Origin of the sequence: Aminobacter sp. AP02 (assembly GCF_003148805.1) — a bacterium.
In the GTDB taxonomy this organism is placed as follows: Bacteria; Pseudomonadota; Alphaproteobacteria; order Rhizobiales; family Rhizobiaceae; genus Aminobacter.
The window spans coordinates 1-15,492 of record NZ_QGGX01000010.1; the positions used below are offsets into that span (position 1 = coordinate 1).

Below are 15,492 nucleotides of genomic sequence, written 5' to 3' on the forward strand. Positions count from 1 at the left end.
AATGTCGGCCACCTGATGACCAACCCGGCGATCCTCGACCGCGACGGTTATGAAGTGCCCGAGGGCATCATGGACGCGGCGATCACGGCACTCATCGCCCTGCACGATGTCGGTCAGAACGGCCGCCGCGCCAATTCCCGTGCCGGTTCGATGTATGTGGTCAAGCCGAAGATGCACGGCCCCGAGGAAGTCGCCTTCGCGGTCGAAATCTTCGACCGCGTCGAGCGCCTCGTCGGCATGCCGCGGAAAACCATCAAGATGGGCATCATGGACGAGGAGCGGCGCACCACCGTCAACCTCAAGGAATGCATCCGTGCTGCCAAGGAACGCGTTGTGTTCATCAACACCGGCTTCCTCGACCGCACCGGCGACGAGATCCACACCTCGATGGAGGCGGGCCCGATGGTGCGCAAGGGCGACATGAAGCAGGCGCCGTGGATCAATGCCTATGAGGCCTGGAACGTCGACACCGGGCTCGAATGCGGCCTGTCCGGCCACGCCCAGATCGGCAAGGGCATGTGGGCGATGCCCGATTTGATGGCGGCGATGCTGGAGCAGAAGATCGCTCATCCCAAGGCCGGCGCCAACACCGCCTGGGTGCCGTCGCCGACGGCAGCGACGCTGCATGCCACGCACTATCACAAGGTCGACGTGTTCGCGGTCCAGGACCAGCTCAAGTCCCGCCCCAAGGCGCGGCTCGACGACATCCTGTCGGTGCCTGTCGTTGTCCGTCCCAACTGGACGCCCGACGAGATCCAGCGCGAACTCGACAACAACGCGCAGGGCATTTTGGGCTACGTCGTGCGCTGGATCGACCAGGGCGTCGGCTGCTCCAAGGTTCCCGACATCAACGACGTCGGCCTGATGGAAGACCGCGCCACCTTGCGCATCTCCTCCCAGCACATCGCCAACTGGCTGCGCCACGACGTGTGCTCGCACATCCAGGTGATGGATTCCTTGCAGCGCATGGCAGCGATCGTCGACCGCCAGAATGTCGGCGACCCGCTCTACCAGCCGATGGCGCCCGAGTTCGACCAGTCGACCGCCTTCCGCGCCGCCTGCGACCTCGTCTTCGAAGGCCGCGCCCAGCCCAACGGCTACACCGAGCCGGTGCTCCACAAGCGCAGGCTCGAGCTCAAGGCGAAGGCGAAAGTCTGAGCTTTGCCAACGGAATGCTAAGCAGTCCGTGGTAAATTGGATCTGATGACAGCGTTCTGTGACACCCCCTCCGGCCTCCGGCCAGAGGGGGATGCGGAGGAGCGTTTCCTTGGGAACACAAGGCGGCCAATATCATGATCGTCCTGGCAATCGACTGTGCCGCAAGCCTCTGCGCCGCCAACGTCTATGACACGGATACTGCCAAGGAACTTGGCCGGTCCGTACGCGACCTCGGCAAGGGTCATGCCGAGCATCTAATGGCTGTCATCGACGAGGCGTTAGCCCAGGCTGGCAAGGGCTATGGAGATCTCGGACGGGTGGCCGTTTCGACCGGTCCTGGTTCCTTCACCGGCGTGCGGGTCGCTGTGTCGGCAGCGCGGGGTTTTTCGCTTGCGCTGAAGGTGCCCGCAATCGGCGTCACCACGCTTGAGGCCCTGGCGCAGGAAACGCGTGATGCTCTCGGGCCGATCCCGGTTCTTGCCGCGCTCGACGCCGGGCGCGAGGAAATCCATGCTGCCTTCTATGACGAGCAGGGTGCTGAGCTGCGCGAGCCTGTCATGCTGACCCTGACGCAAGCCGCCGAGATTGCAGCTTCCGGACAGATGGCATTGGCCGGCACCGCGGCCCGATTGGTCGCCGACGCGGTCGTGGTCGACAAGGCGTTTGCCTTCGGCCCCATGCTTGCGACCGCCGACATCGGCACCTATGCGCTCCTTGCCGCTGGCAAGGAGCCAGGCGAACGGCCAAGGCCCGTCTATCTCCGCGCGCCGGATGTCAAGCCGCAGACCGGCTTCGTGCTGCCGAGGGAACAGAAATGAAACTACCGTTCTGGCCGCTGCGCCGAGACTATGCGCTTCAGTCGCTTTCACTCGATGACAGCGCGGCCATCGCTCCCTTGCATCGCGAGGACTTCGTGCGTCCATGGTCGGGCGAGGAGTTCTCGTCGCTGCTCGAGCAGGACACGGTGTTCGGCTTCGCCGTGCGCGAGATCGGACATGGCGCGGAAGCTCCTGCAGGTTTCGTGCTGGCGCGGCTGGCAGCGGGCGAGGCGGAGATCCTGACGATCGCCGTGTCGCGGTCGCATCGGCGCCATGGACTGGGATGGCGGCTGATGGATGCCGTACTGCGGGAACTGCACGCCCAGCGCGCCGAGGCGCTGTTCCTTGAGGTCGATGAGACCAATGCGCCGGCAATCGGCCTCTATCGCAAGTTCGGCTTCCATGAGGTCGGCAAGCGCCCGAATTACTACCAGTCGGCGCAGGGCGCGACCGGCGCGCTTGTCATGCGGCTCGATCTTCGCTAGCCAGAAGCCCAGATTGAAAGAGGCGTCGAGCACTACATGATCGGAAAGATCCGTACGGGGCTCGCGCTCTCTTGGATGGTTGCGGCCTCGCTGGTGCTTGTGCCGCTGCAGGTCATCTCGATGAAGACCGGCCTGTGGCCGGAAACCGTGATCCTGAAGATCTGGCACCGCGCCATGCTGCGAGCGCTCGGCATGCGCGTGCGCATGGTCGGCGAGATGGTCGAGACCCGGCCTCTGATGATCGCGTCCAACCACATCTCCTGGACCGACATCATGGCGCTCGGCTCCTTGGTCGATTGCACCTTCATCGCCAAGTCGGAGCTGAACGGCTGGCCGATCTTCGGTTTCCTGTCGCGGCTGCAACGCACGGTGTTCATCGAGCGCGAACGCAAGCGCAAGTCGGGCGACCAGGCGAGCGAGATCGCCCAGCGCCTGGCCGCCGGCAATGCCATGGTGCTGTTTGCCGAGGGCAGCACCGGCGACGGAAACCTGCTGTTGCCGTTCAAGAGCACGTTGTTTGGCGCAGCCTCGATGGCGATTGCCGAAGGCGCGGCCGAACATGTCGTGATCCAGCCGGTATCGATCGCCTATACCCGTATCCACGGCATTCCATTGGGCCGCCAGCATCGTCCGATCGCCAGCTGGATCGGCGACATGGACCTGGTGCCGCATGTTGGCCAGTTGCTGGCGGAGGGCGGGCTCGACGTCGAAATCCGTTTTGGTGAGCCGATCGATTTTTCGGCCAAGTCGAGCCGCAAGGAAGCGACCCGGCTGATGGAAGAGCGGGTGCGCGAGATGATGCTGCAGTCCCTCGCTCCGCCGGTGCTGGCGCGCCAGGCCTAAACGGTCTGTTTTTTGCCGCGGAAAGGCGCTATGAGGCGCCGCATGGAACTCGACGATATCTCCGAAATCATGCCGGCCGGCGCTGCCGCCGCGGCCAAGAAGGTCTTCATCAAGACCTATGGCTGCCAGATGAACGTCTACGACTCACAGCGCATGAGCGATGCGCTGAGCGCCGACGGCTATGCGGCGACCGAGACGATCGAAGACGCCGATCTCATTTTGCTCAACACCTGCCACATCCGCGAAAAAGCCGCCGAAAAGGTCTATTCGCAGCTTGGACGCCTGGGCAAGCTCAAGACCGAGCGGGCTGAAGCCGGCCGCGAGTTGATCGTCGGCGTCACCGGCTGCGTTGCCCAGGCCGAAGGCCGCGAAATCCTGCGCCGCGCTTCGGCTGTCGACCTGGTGGTCGGCCCGCAGACCTATCATCGCTTGCCCGATGTGGTGAAGCGCGCGCGCGGCGGCCAGAAGGTCGTCGAGACCGAATATGCGCTCGAAGACAAGTTCGAGCACCTGCCCCAGCCGAAGAAGGCCGAGGTTGCCAAGCGCGGCGTCACGGCCTTCCTGACCGTGCAGGAAGGTTGCGACAAGTTCTGCACATTCTGCGTGGTGCCTTATACCAGGGGCTCGGAGGTATCGCGCTCGGTCGCCCAGATCGTTGCCGAGGCCGAACGGCTGGCCGAAGCCGGCGTGCGCGAGGTCACGCTGCTGGGGCAAAACGTCAACGCCTGGCATGGCGAAGGTGCCGACGGCAAGGAATGGGGGCTTGGCAGGCTGCTTTATCGCCTTGCCGAGATCCCGGGCCTGGCACGGCTCCGCTACACCACCAGCCATCCGCGCGACATGGATGACGAGCTGATAGCGGCCCATCGCGATCTCGGCGCGCTGATGCCCTATCTGCATCTGCCGGTGCAGTCTGGCTCGGATCGCATCCTCAAGGCGATGAACCGCCGGCACACGGCGGCCGACTATCTCAGGCTGATCGACCGCATCCGCACTGCACGCCCCGACATCGCGATGTCGGGCGATTTCATCGTCGGTTTTCCGGGCGAGACGGATGCCGATTTCGAGGCTACGATGCAGATCGTGCGCGCCACCAACTATGCCTCGGCCTATTCGTTCAAATATTCGCCGCGTCCGGGAACGCCGGGTGCGGACATGGACGGCCATGTCGAGGAAAAGGTGAAGGACGAGCGGCTGCAAAGGCTGCAGCAGCTGATCACCCAGCAGCAGCATGCCTTCGCCGACGGGCTGGTCGGACAGACCATTTCGACGCTGATCGAAAAGCCCGGCCGCGAGCCCGGACAGATCGTCGGACGCTCACCTTGGCTGCAGCCGGTTATTGTTGATGAAAAGGCCGGCGAAATCGGTGACATTATCAATGTGCGAATCACGAAGACAGGCACCAACAGCCTGTTCGCCGAAACGGTCTGAGCGGCCGTACGGCAGATGAGGAGAGACGGTTGAGCGCTGCTGAACTCAAGAACCTGCCCTCCGGGGCGTCTGACATGGCGCACATCGTACTGACCTTCGACAACAACAAGCTAGCCAGTGCGCTTTATGGCCAGTTCGACGAGAATCTGGCTCGTCTCGAACAGAAGCTCGGCGTCGACATTCGTTCGCGCGGCAACCAGCTGACCATCAAGGGCAGTGCGACATCCGCCGAACAGGCGCGCCGCGCCCTCGATCATCTTTATGCCATCCTGCAGAAAGGCGGCGAAGTGGCGCAATCCGACGTAGACGGCGCCGTGCGCATGGCGGTAGCCCCCGACGACCAGCTGACGCTGCCGACGCTGGAGCGCAAGGGCAAGATGGCGGCGGCGCAGATTTCGACGCGCAAGCGCACGATCTATGCCCGCTCGCTCAACCAGGACGCCTATATGCGCGCGCTCGAGCGCGCCGAGCTGGTGTTCGGCATCGGCCCCGCCGGCACCGGCAAGACCTATCTCGCGGTTGCGCATGCCGCCATGCTGCTCGAGCGCGGCATGGTCGAGCGCATCATCCTGTCGCGGCCGGCGGTGGAGGCGGGCGAGCGACTGGGCTTTTTGCCCGGCGACATGAAGGAAAAGGTCGATCCCTATCTGCGTCCGCTCTATGACGCGCTCTACGACATGATGCCGGCCGACAAGGTCGAGCGCGCCATCGCCGCGGAAGTCATCGAGATCGCGCCGCTCGCCTTCATGCGGGGTCGCACGCTGGCCCATTCGGCCGTCATTCTCGACGAGGCGCAGAACACCACCTCGATGCAGATGAAGATGTTCCTGACCCGTCTCGGCGAGGGGTCGCGCATGATCATAACCGGCGATCCGACCCAGATCGACCTGCCGCCCAACACCAAGTCGGGCCTGGTCGAGGCCTTGCGCATCCTCGACGGCGTGCCGGGGGCGGTGACGGTGCGCTTCAACGACACCGACGTGGTCCGCCATCCGCTCGTCGCCGAGATCGTCAGGGCCTATGACCGTGACGGCAAGGTCGCGCGCGGGCTTGGCACCGAGGGCTGACCGGGAACGATTTGGTGACAGCTGACAACAAGACACCGGCGCCCTCCGCCGTGGAGGGCGGCCTCGACATCGACCTGATGATCGAGCAAGGCGCATGGCCGAGCGAGGACGCGCTTCGGGCGCTGGTCGACCGGGCCGTGCCCGCCGCCCTGGCCGAGGCCGAGGTGGATGTCGTCGATGGCGTCGAACTCAGCCTGGTTTTCACCGACGACGACAGTATCCAGAGCCTCAACGCCGAGTGGCGCCAAAAGGACAAGCCTACCAATGTCTTGTCTTTCCCGGCCTTTCCCATGGCCCCGGGCGATGCGCTGCCGCCGATGCTCGGCGACATCGTCTTGGCCTATGAGACGGTGGTGCGCGAGGCCGAGCTTGAACAAAAGCCGCTCGAAAACCACATCACCCACCTCATAATCCACGGACTCCTGCATCTTTTGGGGTATGATCACGAGAGTGACGAGGAGGCCGAGGAGATGGAGGCCCTGGAACGCCAGGCACTGGCGAGGCTTGCCATTCCCGATCCCTACGCGTAACAGGGGCGATCAACGACCGGAAGACGATGAACGACAAAACAGAGACTGCCGCCACGCCCGAAGCGGGAACCGCGGCAAAGGCCTCCGACCAGAACGAGGACGGACCTAGTAGCAGTGCGCCGTTACAAGCGACGCACGACATCCAGGCCGAACGGCCTTCCTTTATCGAGCGGCTGACCAGACTGTTCCGTCACCGTAGCAACGGTACCAATATCCGTGAGGAAATTGTCGACGCGCTGGCCGAAACCGGCAGCGACGCCGATTCGTTTTCGCCCGGCGAACGGGCCATGCTCAACAATATCCTCAGGCTCCGCGAAGTCAGGGTCGAGGACGTGATGGTGCCGCGCGCCGACATCGAGGCGATCGAGCTGTCGACGACGCTTGGCGAACTGCTTTCGGTGTTCGAACAGTCCGGGCATTCGCGCATGCCGGTCTATGTCGAGACGCTCGACGATCCGCGCGGCATGGTCCATATCCGTGACGTGCTCGCCCACATCACCCGTGGCGCGCGCGTCAAGAAGGGCAGGGCACGCAAGACGCAGCCTGCAGACGTGCAGATCGACCTCGCCCAGGTCGACCTCAAGCGCACGATCGGCGACCTCAATCTGATCCGCACGGTGCTGTTCGTGCCGCCGTCGATGCTGGCCTCGGACCTGATGAGCCGCATGCAGGCGACGCGCACCCAGATGGCGCTGGTCATCGACGAATATGGCGGCACCGACGGGCTGGTTTCGCTCGAGGACATCGTCGAGATGGTCGTCGGCGACATCGAAGACGAACACGACGACGACGAGCCCATGATCACCCAGGCGGGAGACGGCGTTTACGTCGTCGACGGCAAGGCCGAGATCGAGGAGGTCGCGAAGGTTTTGGGCGAGGAGTTCTCGCCGGGCGAACATAGCGAATATGTCGATACCATCGGCGGCATGATCTTCAACGCCCTCGGCCGCGTGCCGGCGCGTGGCGAGGTCGTGCAGGCGATCCCGAGCTTCGAATTCCACGTGCTCGATGCCGACCCGCGCCGCGTGAAGCGTGTTCGCATCGTCCATAGCCTCAAGAGCGAGCGCCGCCGCCGCGCCAAGGCTGAACAGGCGTGAACCTGTCCCGCAAAGGCGGTCCGCCATTTGGTACCGCCTTGCGGTGCTGCTACACCTTCAATCCGTGATTCTGGACGAGGGGCACGGATGGAGCGTCATGCTGGGCAGATAATTCTGCTGTGGGGATGGAAAAGAGCACTGGTAGCCTTTGTGGCCGGCGCCTTTGCCGTTCTGGGGCAGGCGCCATACGATTTTTTCGCGGCCTGCTTTGTTTCCTTCCCGATCCTGGTCTGGCTGCTTGACGGTGCCGTGGCCGACAGGCCCGCAGGCTTTTTGCGCCGCCTCATGCCGGCCTTTGCTACCGGCTGGTGGTTCGGCTTCGGCTACTTCCTCGCAGGACTATGGTGGGTCGGTGGCGCGCTTCTGGTCGAGGCCGAGAGCTTTGCCTGGGCGCTGCCCTTTGCCGTCGTCGGCATTCCGCTGATCCTGGCCTTTTTCTACGGCTTCGCCGCCGCCTTGGCGCGGCTGTTATGGAGCGACGGCATCGGCCGCATCGCGGCACTTGCCTTCGCCTTCGGCCTGACCGAATGGCTGCGCACCTTCCTGTTCACCGGGTTTCCGTGGAACCCGCTTGGCTTTGCCGCCATGCCGGTGCCGCTGTTCATGCAGAGCGTGACGGTAGTCGGCGTGACCGGCATGAACGTTCTGGCCGTCTTCGTCTTCGCCATGCCCGCGCTGCTCGCCGACCGGCGCAACCTCAAGCTCGGCTTGTCTCTGGCGGCGGTGCTGGTCGCCGCGCACGCCGCCCATGGCTTTTACAGGCTTTCGGCACCGGCCGCGCCCGCCGGCCGCAACATTAACGTGCGTATCGTCCAGCCCAATATCGACCTCAGCGAAAAATGGGATGGCCGGGTCCGCGACCGCATCTTTGCCAGCATGCTGCAACTGTCGGCCGAGGCGCCGAAACCGGGTGCCAACAAGCCAGACCTGATCATCTGGCCAGAGACCTCGGTGCCGTTCCTGTTTACCGAGCGGCCCGATGCACTGGTTGCGATCGGCGACATGCTGGCGGAAGGCCAGATGCTGATGGCCGGAACGGTACGCGAAGAGGGGCAGTCGGGTGCCGGCGAGGAAGCGCGCTACTACAACTCCGTCGTCAGCATCAACGACAAGGGCGAGATCGTCGATGCGGTCGACAAGGTCCACCTTGTTCCCTTCGGCGAATATATCCCGTTCGCCGGCGTGATGGAGCGCATCGGGCTCACCCAGCTTGTGGCCGGGCCGATGAATTTCACCGCCGGCACAAACCGCCAGGCACTCGATCTGCCAGGCGGGCTCAAGGCCTCCGCCTTCATTTGTTACGAAATAATTTTCCCCCGGCTTGTGGCAGTTGACGCCGCGTCAACTCAGATTATGGTGAATGTCACCAACGACGCGTGGTTTGGCGACACTCCGGGCCCCTATCAGCATTTCCGGCAGTCACAGATCCGCGCGGTCGAAAACGGATTGCCGGTCCTGCGAGCGGCCAACACAGGAATTTCCGGCATTGTCGACCCAAGCGGGCGAGTTGTGGATGCACTTGCGATGAATGTTCGCGGCACCATCGATTTCTCGCTTCCGGTGGCCGCCGCTGGCGCCGCCTCGGCGCCGTTTTCGCGCGTTAACGGTTTCCTGATCATGTTCCTCGTTGCCGTAACGGCAACTGGCTTGAAGCTCAGACAAAGGCTCAGGGCGAATTGACACTGCGATTGTTAGAAACTCATATGCAGCCGCGCAGCCTAGGGCTGTGCCAAACGGCGTTCATGTCGGAGCGTTATAAATTGCCCGGAAATGGGCATCTGCCCAAATAACAAGCTGGAAGAATCCGGCGAGGAAAGACAGTGGAAAAAGAAAACAAGAAAAAACCAAATCCGACCGACGTATACGTCGGCGGTAGAATTCGCCTGCGACGCAATATGCTGGGAATGAGCCAGGAAAAGCTAGGAGAGAGCTTAGGGATTACCTTTCAGCAGATTCAAAAATACGAAAAAGGAACAAATCGCGTCGGAGCGAGTCGGCTTCAGGCCATCGCTCAGATCCTCAGTGTTCCGGTCGCTTTCTTTTTTGAGGACGCTCCGGGCGCCGACGGGGTCGAACATAAAGGGCTGGCGGAAGATTCTTCTTCCTTCGTGGTCGATTTTCTTTCGAGCGCCGAAGGCCTGCAGCTCAACCGCGCCTTTGCCCGGATTTCCAACCCCAAGGTCCGGCGCAAAGTTATCGAATTGGCCAAGGTGCTGGCCGACGACGAAGAGCAGTAACGCAGGGGCGCCGCGCGTCCAAGTGGACACGCAGGGACGCTCCAAGTGTCTGAAACTGTGCATCATGCCTTCCGAAATCGATCCGATTTTCGGGCTGATGCGCGCCAGCGACGGCGATGCGCCGTCGCCACGCCTATTGCCTAACTAGCATTCCGCGACGAAAGCCTGCTTGACGAGGTCTGGCAGGCTTCGCTAACACGTGTCGCGCCAAAAGATCGGCATAGCGCCGATCGCTTTCTAGAGGGGACATCCCGTGCAGCGGCAGAATTATCTTTTCACTTCCGAGTCCGTATCCGAAGGCCACCCTGACAAGGTGTGCGACCGCATTTCCGACGAGATCGTCGATCTCGTCTACCGTGAAGCCAAAAAGACCGGCATGGATCCGTGGAAGGTCCGCGTTGCCTGTGAAACTCTGGCAACCACCAACCGCGTCGTGATCGCCGGCGAAGTGCGCGTGCCCGACACGCTGCTCAAGAAAGACAAGAACGGCCAGATCGTGAAGGATGCCGCCGGCCATCCGGTGGTCAACCCGTCCAAGTTCAAGGCGGTGGCCCGCAAGGCCATCCGCGCGATCGGCTATGAGCAGGCCGGCTTCCACTGGAAGACCGCCCGCATCGACGTGCTGCTGCACGGCCAGTCGCCTGACATCGGCCAGGGCGTCGACAGCGCTGCCGACCGCCAGGGCGAAGAGGGCGCGGGCGACCAGGGCATCATGTTCGGCTATGCCTGCCGCGAGACGCCTGATCTGATGCCGGCGCCGATCTACTACAGCCACAAGATCCTGGAACTGCTGGCTTCCGCCCGCCACGAAGGCCAGGGCGAGGTCGGCAAGCTCGGCCCCGACGCCAAGAGCCAGGTCACCGTGCGCTACCAGGACGGCAAGGCCCACGAAGTCACGCAGATCGTGCTCTCCACCCAGCACCTCGACGGCAGCTGGGATTCGGGCAAGGTCCGCAAGGTCGTGGAACCTTATATCCGCGAAGCCCTTGGCGACCTCGAAATCGCCAACGACTGCAACTGGTACATCAACCCGACCGGCAAGTTCGTCATCGGCGGTCCCGATGGCGACGCAGGCCTGACCGGCCGCAAGATCATCGTCGACACCTACGGCGGCGCTGCCCCGCATGGCGGCGGCGCGTTCTCCGGCAAGGACACCACCAAGGTCGACCGTTCGGCGGCCTATGCCGCACGCTACCTCGCCAAGAACGTGGTAGCGGCCAAGCTCGCCGATCGCTGCACCATCCAGCTGTCCTACGCCATCGGCGTTGCCCAGCCGCTGTCGGTCTATGTCGACCTGCACGGCACCGGCAAGGTTGACGAGGCGGTGCTGGAAGATGCGCTGCGCCAGGTCATGGACCTGTCGCCGTCGGGCATCCGCCGTCACCTCGACCTCAACAAGCCGATCTACGCCAAGACCTCGTCCTACGGCCATTTCGGCCGCAAGGCTGGTCGCGACGGTTCTTTCTCATGGGAAAAGACCGATCTGGTAAAGGCAATCAAGGAAGCGGTCGCCGCCTAAGGCGACCGTGGTATCAATGGAACAAGAACCGCGCCGCAGCCGCTCGACGGAAGCCTTCTTCGGGCGTCGGCGCGGCAAGCCCATCCGCCCTCATCAGGCGGAGGCGCTTGAAACAGGATTGGCCCGCCTTGGCATCGACCTTGGCGTGGCCGCCCCTGCCGACCTTCGCACGATGTTTGAAGCCAACGTTTCCAAGGTCAGGCTTGAGATCGGCTTTGGCGGCGGCGAACACCTTCGCCATATCGCCACCAACAATCCGGATACGGGCTTCATCGGCATCGAACCCTTCGTCAACGGCATGGCCAAGATGACGGCTGTGCTCGACGAACACCCGCTCGCCAACATCCGCCTCTATGACGAAGACGCCACGCAGCTGCTCGACTGGCTGCCGCAGGCGTCGCTCGACGGCATCGACCTTCTGTATCCCGATCCGTGGCGGAAGAAGAAGCACTGGAAGCGCCGCTTCGTAAGCCCGGTCAATCTCGACCGCTTCGCCCGCGTGCTGAAAAGCGGCGCGAAGTTCCGCTTTGCATCTGACATCGACACCTACGTCAACTGGACGCTGCTGCACTGCCGCGCCTACCCCGCCTTCGAGTGGCAGGCGGCCGATGCCAAAGACTGGCACACGCCCTACGAGGGCTGGACCCGTACGCGCTACGAGGCCAAGGCGATCCGCGAAAACCGCACCCCGGCCTATCTGACGTTCGTCAGGGTGTAGTTGAGAGCTGCGGTCGTCATCAATTCTGAAGCTTGATTTGGCTGGTCGTGCGTCCTTCGACAAGCTCAGGATGAGGCAGGTTGACGCTGACACTCTGCTCCGTCAGCCGCCGGTCTGGACTGCCGGCAGCACACACGGTCCTCATCCTGAGCTTGTCGAAGGACGCACGACCGGCCAACCGCAATCAATCAAGCTTCAGCGTTCATCGTTTGACGGCCGATTACGCTGCCGCAAACGCCACCCGCACCCTGAGCCCACGGTCGCCGGCGCCGGCCGATAGCTCCAGCCGTCCGCCGAACAGCGCCGCGATCTCTTCCACGATCGGCAGGCCGAGGCCGGCACCGGGCTTTTCGCCCGAGCGGCCGCGCACGAAACGCTGACGCACGTTTTCGATTTCCGAGGCAGGGATGCCGGGCCCGGTGTCTTCGACCTCCAGCACGACATCAGCTCCTCTTTCGACCACCTTGACGGTGGCTTCCGCCCCGCTGCCGGCATAGGCAAGCACGTTTTCGAGCAGGTTGCGGATCATTTCGCTGAGCAGCATCGGTTCGCCGCGCACGAACAGTGCCTTTTCCCCGTCAAAACCGAGATCGATGCCGGCTGCATGGGCCTGGGTGACGCGGTCGGCGGTGAGCGTCCGTGCGAGTTCGGTCAGGTCGACCGCGCCGAGGTTCTTGAGCCTGTCCGACGCCGCTTCGTCGACCTTGGCGAGCAGCAAAAGCTGGGCGATGACGCGTTCGGCGTGGGCGACCGCCTCATCGCCCATGCGGGCCGCCTGCCGCGCCTCTTCTAGCGAGTGCGCGCGCGAGGCCAGCGCAAGCTGGGTGCGGATGATGGTGAGCGGCGTACGTAGCTGATGGCTGGCATTGCCGGTGAAATGCCGCATGGCGCCAAGCGCCGAACCGAGCCGGCCCATGAACGAATTGACGGTGTCGACCAGTCCGCGCACCTCCTTGGGGACAGATTGCTCGATCGGGTGCAGGTCGTCGGGGTTGCGTTCGGCGATCGCATCGCGCAGCCGGTAGAGCGGCTTGAGCGAAAAGGTGACGGCGAACCAGACAATGGCAGCCGCACTGCCGATCAGGATGGCCAGCCTGAGCGCCGAACGCAGAAGGATCGTCTGCGCCAGCTGCGTGCGGGCAATGGTCGTTTCGGCGATGGTGACGACGAAGGGTATTGAGGTCGCACCCGTCGAGGCGGCGCGCGAGAGCGAGCTCAGCCGGATCGGCTCGCCACGGAAATTCGCGTCGGCATATCCGCTTTCTTCCTGTTCGAGCCCCTGGATGACGGGCAGGTTCTGGTAGCCGGTGATGAACCCCTGCGGACCGTCGACTCGGTAGAAGACACGGTCCTGCGCCGCCGAGGTCAGCATTTCGAGCGCGACATAGGGGATGTCGACCTCAAGGACGCCGTCTTCGGCCACCACCACGCGCTCGGCGATCGCCAGTGCCGAGCCGGCCAAAACGCGGTCGGAGACGGCGTTCGCGGTGTCCACTGCCTCGCGATAGGTGTCGACGAGCGCGATCAGGCCGATGGTGACCAGGGGCACCAAGAGCCACAGCAGCAGCCGGCTGCGCAGTGAATAGGGTTTGGTGCTCACCATCAGGGGCTGGGCAGCTTTTCGAGATAATAGCCGATGCCGCGCGCGGTCCTCACCGTCAGCCCGTAGGGAACCAGGCGCTTGCGCAGGCGGCTGACATATTGCTCGATGGCGTTGGCGCTCAGATCCTCGTCGAAGCCGGCGAGCGATTCGATGATCGCCTGCTTGGCGACGACCTTGCCGGCGCGCATGAACAGTGTTTCGAGCAGCGCGAGTTCGCGCGCCGGAATGTCGATGGCAGCTCCGTTCGAGGAAAAGCTGCGCGTGTTGAGGTCGAGCGCGACCTCGCCGAAGGAGACGGTCGCGGCCTTGAGCCCCGCGCGGCGGCGCAAAAGCGTGCGCACCCGGGCTTCCAGTTCGCCGACATCGAACGGCTTGACCATGTAGTCGTCGGCACCGAGATCGAGCCCCTTGACCCGCTCGTCGAGCGAATGCCTGGCCGACAGGATCAGCACGGCGGCGTCATGCTGGCGCCCGCGCATGGTGCGCAGCACGTCGAGCCCGTCCATCTCGGGCAGGTTGAGGTCGAGAATCACGAGGTCGAAGCGCTCGGTGGCGAGCACGGCAACCGCCGACGCACCGTCGCCGACCACGTCGACGGCGTAGCCGCTTCCCTTGAGCACCGACGCAAGCCCCCCGGCCAGCGTCGCGTTATCCTCCACCACCAGAATGCGCACCCGAATTCTCCCTTGCCCGCTCCTGCGACGATGCCTATTCGATAGGCAAAGGTCCAGAGCCCCTTCCACCCATCTATAGCGCTTCGCCGTTGTGCCGCTCGCTTGGCTGATGCATGTTCAAGCGATCATGCGCCTTGCCATTTTTGCCGCCCTTGTTAGCCTTTCACAGCCCGCCTGGGCCGAGGTCACCGTCTTTCCAGCGCTTGACGGCGCATCGGATGCCCGCACGCTGGTCGTTTATTCCTCGCTCGACGCGCCACTGGCCAAGCCGATGATCGACGGCTTCCAGAAGGCCAATCCCGATGTCGCCGTGCGCTACGAGGATCTTCTGACCACCGATATCTACGACCGCGTCGTCGCCGAGACCGACGCCGGCAAGGGCACCGCCGACATCGCCTTTTCCTCGGCCATGGACCTTCAGGTCAAGCTCGCCAATGACGGTTACGCCCAGGAAAGCCGGCTGCCTTTGTCCGACCGCTGGCCGCGTTGGGCCAACTGGCGCGATACCGCCTATGCGCTGACCTTCGAGCCGGCGGTGTTCGTCTACCACAAGCCGAGTTTCAAGGACGCGCCGCCTCCGGCGACGCGCGGCCAGTTCGTCGATTTCCTCAAGGCCCAGGGCGACAAGGTTTATGGCCGCATCGCCACCTACGACATCGAGCGCTCGGGCGTCGGTTTCATGTTCATGGCGCGCGACCAGGAGCAATATCCCGACATCTGGTCGGTGATCCGTTCGATGGGAGCAGCGGGCGTGAAGCTCTATTCGACCAGCGGGGCGATCCTAGAACGCATCGCCGATGGCCGCTTCGTGCTCGGCTACAACATCCTGGGCTCCTATGCCGCCGATTGGGCGGCACGCAATCCCGATGTCGGCATCGTGCTGCCCAAGGACTACACCGTGGTGATGTCGCGTATCGGCCTGGTGCCGGCGGCGGCCAATTCGCCCGATCTCGGGCGCCGCTATCTCGAATACTTCATGTCGGCCGAGGGCCAGACGGTGATGGCGCGCGAGCTGCAGATCGCAGCGGTGAACCCCGATGTCTCGGGCGAGAATACCGCCAACAGGATGCAGGAGGTGCTGGGCGGACAATTGCGCCCGGTACCCGTCAGCCCCGGCCTGATGGTCTATCTCGACCAGGTCAAGCGCACGCGTCTCATCGAGCGCTGGAACGAGGCGTTGCGCAGCCCCTGATTGTGCGATGTTCCCAAGCTGTTGCGTTGGTGTCAGTCTGATGTCAGGTTGCTGCGATAGGGAGGTTTCGGCCCAACCGTTGGAGGCGGCGAGGCTCGGAAAGTTCGGGAGGACTTCGAA

At 63.6% G+C, this 15,492-nt stretch carries 15 protein-coding genes; 13 read left to right on the top strand and 2 right to left on the bottom strand.

What is annotated here, in order from left to right:
- The 12 genes from C8K44_RS14220 to C8K44_RS14275 form a co-directional block, all read left to right on the top strand.
- Positions 1 to 1,158, top strand: a 1,158-nt coding sequence (locus C8K44_RS14220) for a malate synthase G (protein ID WP_109576464.1), incomplete at its 5' end; no start/stop codon positions are given.
- Positions 1,159 to 1,292: 134 nt separating this feature from the next.
- The gene (tsaB, locus tag C8K44_RS14225; RefSeq protein WP_109576465.1) at positions 1,293 to 1,976 is read left to right on the top strand and encodes a tRNA (adenosine(37)-N6)-threonylcarbamoyltransferase complex dimerization subunit type 1 TsaB; all 684 of its coding nucleotides are present in this window, start codon (positions 1,293 to 1,295) and stop codon (positions 1,974 to 1,976) included.
- Positions 1,973 to 2,461, top strand: coding sequence for an N-acetyltransferase (locus C8K44_RS14230; protein ID WP_109576466.1), 489 nt, complete (start codon positions 1,973 to 1,975; stop codon positions 2,459 to 2,461). Before tsaB ends, C8K44_RS14230 begins: the two co-directional genes overlap by 4 nt.
- A 36-nt stretch (positions 2,462 to 2,497) precedes the next feature.
- A complete protein-coding gene (locus tag C8K44_RS14235) occupies positions 2,498 to 3,304 on the top strand; it encodes a lysophospholipid acyltransferase family protein (RefSeq protein WP_109576467.1) in 807 nt (268 codons plus the stop codon).
- Between the two features lie 42 nt (positions 3,305 to 3,346).
- The gene (gene miaB, locus C8K44_RS14240; RefSeq protein ID WP_109576468.1) at positions 3,347 to 4,735 is read left to right on the top strand and encodes a tRNA (N6-isopentenyl adenosine(37)-C2)-methylthiotransferase MiaB; all 1,389 of its coding nucleotides are present in this window, start codon (positions 3,347 to 3,349) and stop codon (positions 4,733 to 4,735) included.
- A 29-nt stretch (positions 4,736 to 4,764) separates the two neighbouring features.
- Positions 4,765 to 5,802, top strand: a complete 1,038-nt coding sequence (locus C8K44_RS14245; protein WP_109576469.1) for a PhoH family protein — start codon at positions 4,765 to 4,767, stop codon at positions 5,800 to 5,802.
- Between the two features lie 77 nt (positions 5,803 to 5,879).
- Positions 5,880 to 6,332: an rRNA maturation RNase YbeY gene (ybeY, locus tag C8K44_RS14250; RefSeq protein ID WP_109576642.1), complete on the top strand. Its 453-nt coding sequence runs from the start codon at positions 5,880 to 5,882 to the stop codon at positions 6,330 to 6,332.
- A gap of 26 nt (positions 6,333 to 6,358) precedes the next feature.
- Complete coding sequence (locus tag C8K44_RS14255) at positions 6,359 to 7,429, top strand: hemolysin family protein (protein WP_109576470.1); 1,071 nt, start codon at positions 6,359 to 6,361, stop codon at positions 7,427 to 7,429.
- An 87-nt stretch (positions 7,430 to 7,516) separates the two neighbouring features.
- Positions 7,517 to 9,109, top strand: coding sequence for an apolipoprotein N-acyltransferase (gene lnt / locus C8K44_RS14260; RefSeq protein ID WP_109576471.1), 1,593 nt, complete (start codon positions 7,517 to 7,519; stop codon positions 9,107 to 9,109).
- Between the two features lie 140 nt (positions 9,110 to 9,249).
- Entirely contained in the window at positions 9,250 to 9,666 is a 417-nt protein-coding gene (locus C8K44_RS14265; protein WP_109576472.1) for a helix-turn-helix transcriptional regulator, read from the top strand.
- A 253-nt stretch (positions 9,667 to 9,919) separates the two neighbouring features.
- Positions 9,920 to 11,185: a methionine adenosyltransferase gene (metK, locus tag C8K44_RS14270; RefSeq protein ID WP_109576473.1), complete on the top strand. Its 1,266-nt coding sequence runs from the start codon at positions 9,920 to 9,922 to the stop codon at positions 11,183 to 11,185.
- A gap of 16 nt (positions 11,186 to 11,201) precedes the next feature.
- Entirely contained in the window at positions 11,202 to 11,903 is a 702-nt protein-coding gene (locus C8K44_RS14275) for a tRNA (guanosine(46)-N(7))-methyltransferase TrmB (protein WP_109576474.1), read from the top strand.
- A 220-nt stretch (positions 11,904 to 12,123) separates the two neighbouring features.
- On the opposite strand, the gene C8K44_RS14280 is transcribed toward C8K44_RS14275, so the two are convergent.
- Positions 12,124 to 13,506 (bottom strand): sensor histidine kinase, encoded by a 1,383-nt coding sequence (locus tag C8K44_RS14280; protein WP_109576475.1) that lies wholly within the window; start codon positions 13,504 to 13,506, stop codon positions 12,124 to 12,126.
- The gene (locus tag C8K44_RS14285) at positions 13,506 to 14,180 is read right to left on the bottom strand and encodes a response regulator transcription factor (protein WP_109576476.1); all 675 of its coding nucleotides are present in this window, start codon (positions 14,178 to 14,180) and stop codon (positions 13,506 to 13,508) included. The genes C8K44_RS14280 and C8K44_RS14285 overlap by 1 nt, the downstream gene beginning before the upstream one ends.
- Positions 14,181 to 14,307: 127 nt before the next feature.
- Here C8K44_RS14285 and C8K44_RS14290 point away from each other — a divergent pair, with 127 nt between their 5' ends.
- Positions 14,308 to 15,372 carry an ABC transporter substrate-binding protein gene (locus C8K44_RS14290; RefSeq protein ID WP_109576643.1) on the top strand — a complete coding sequence of 355 codons (1,065 nt, stop codon included), beginning with the start codon at positions 14,308 to 14,310 and terminating at the stop codon, positions 15,370 to 15,372.
- Positions 15,373 to 15,492: the final 120 nt, after the last annotated feature.

Coding starts and splice junctions, on each gene's coding strand:
- tsaB (WP_109576465.1), top strand. CDS start 1,293: ATGATCGTCCTGGCAATCGACTGTGCCGCAAGCCTCTGCGCCGCCAAC.
- C8K44_RS14230 (WP_109576466.1), top strand. CDS start 1,973: ATGAAACTACCGTTCTGGCCGCTGCGCCGAGACTATGCGCTTCAGTCG.
- C8K44_RS14235 (WP_109576467.1), top strand. CDS start 2,498: ATGATCGGAAAGATCCGTACGGGGCTCGCGCTCTCTTGGATGGTTGCG.
- miaB (WP_109576468.1), top strand. CDS start 3,347: ATGGAACTCGACGATATCTCCGAAATCATGCCGGCCGGCGCTGCCGCC.
- ybeY (WP_109576642.1), top strand. CDS start 5,880: ATGATCGAGCAAGGCGCATGGCCGAGCGAGGACGCGCTTCGGGCGCTG.
- C8K44_RS14255 (WP_109576470.1), top strand. CDS start 6,359: ATGAACGACAAAACAGAGACTGCCGCCACGCCCGAAGCGGGAACCGCG.
- lnt (WP_109576471.1), top strand. CDS start 7,517: ATGGAGCGTCATGCTGGGCAGATAATTCTGCTGTGGGGATGGAAAAGA.
- C8K44_RS14275 (WP_109576474.1), top strand. CDS start 11,202: ATGGAACAAGAACCGCGCCGCAGCCGCTCGACGGAAGCCTTCTTCGGG.
- C8K44_RS14280 (WP_109576475.1), bottom strand. CDS start 13,506: ATGGTGAGCACCAAACCCTATTCACTGCGCAGCCGGCTGCTGCTGTGG.
- C8K44_RS14290 (WP_109576643.1), top strand. CDS start 14,308: ATGCGCCTTGCCATTTTTGCCGCCCTTGTTAGCCTTTCACAGCCCGCC.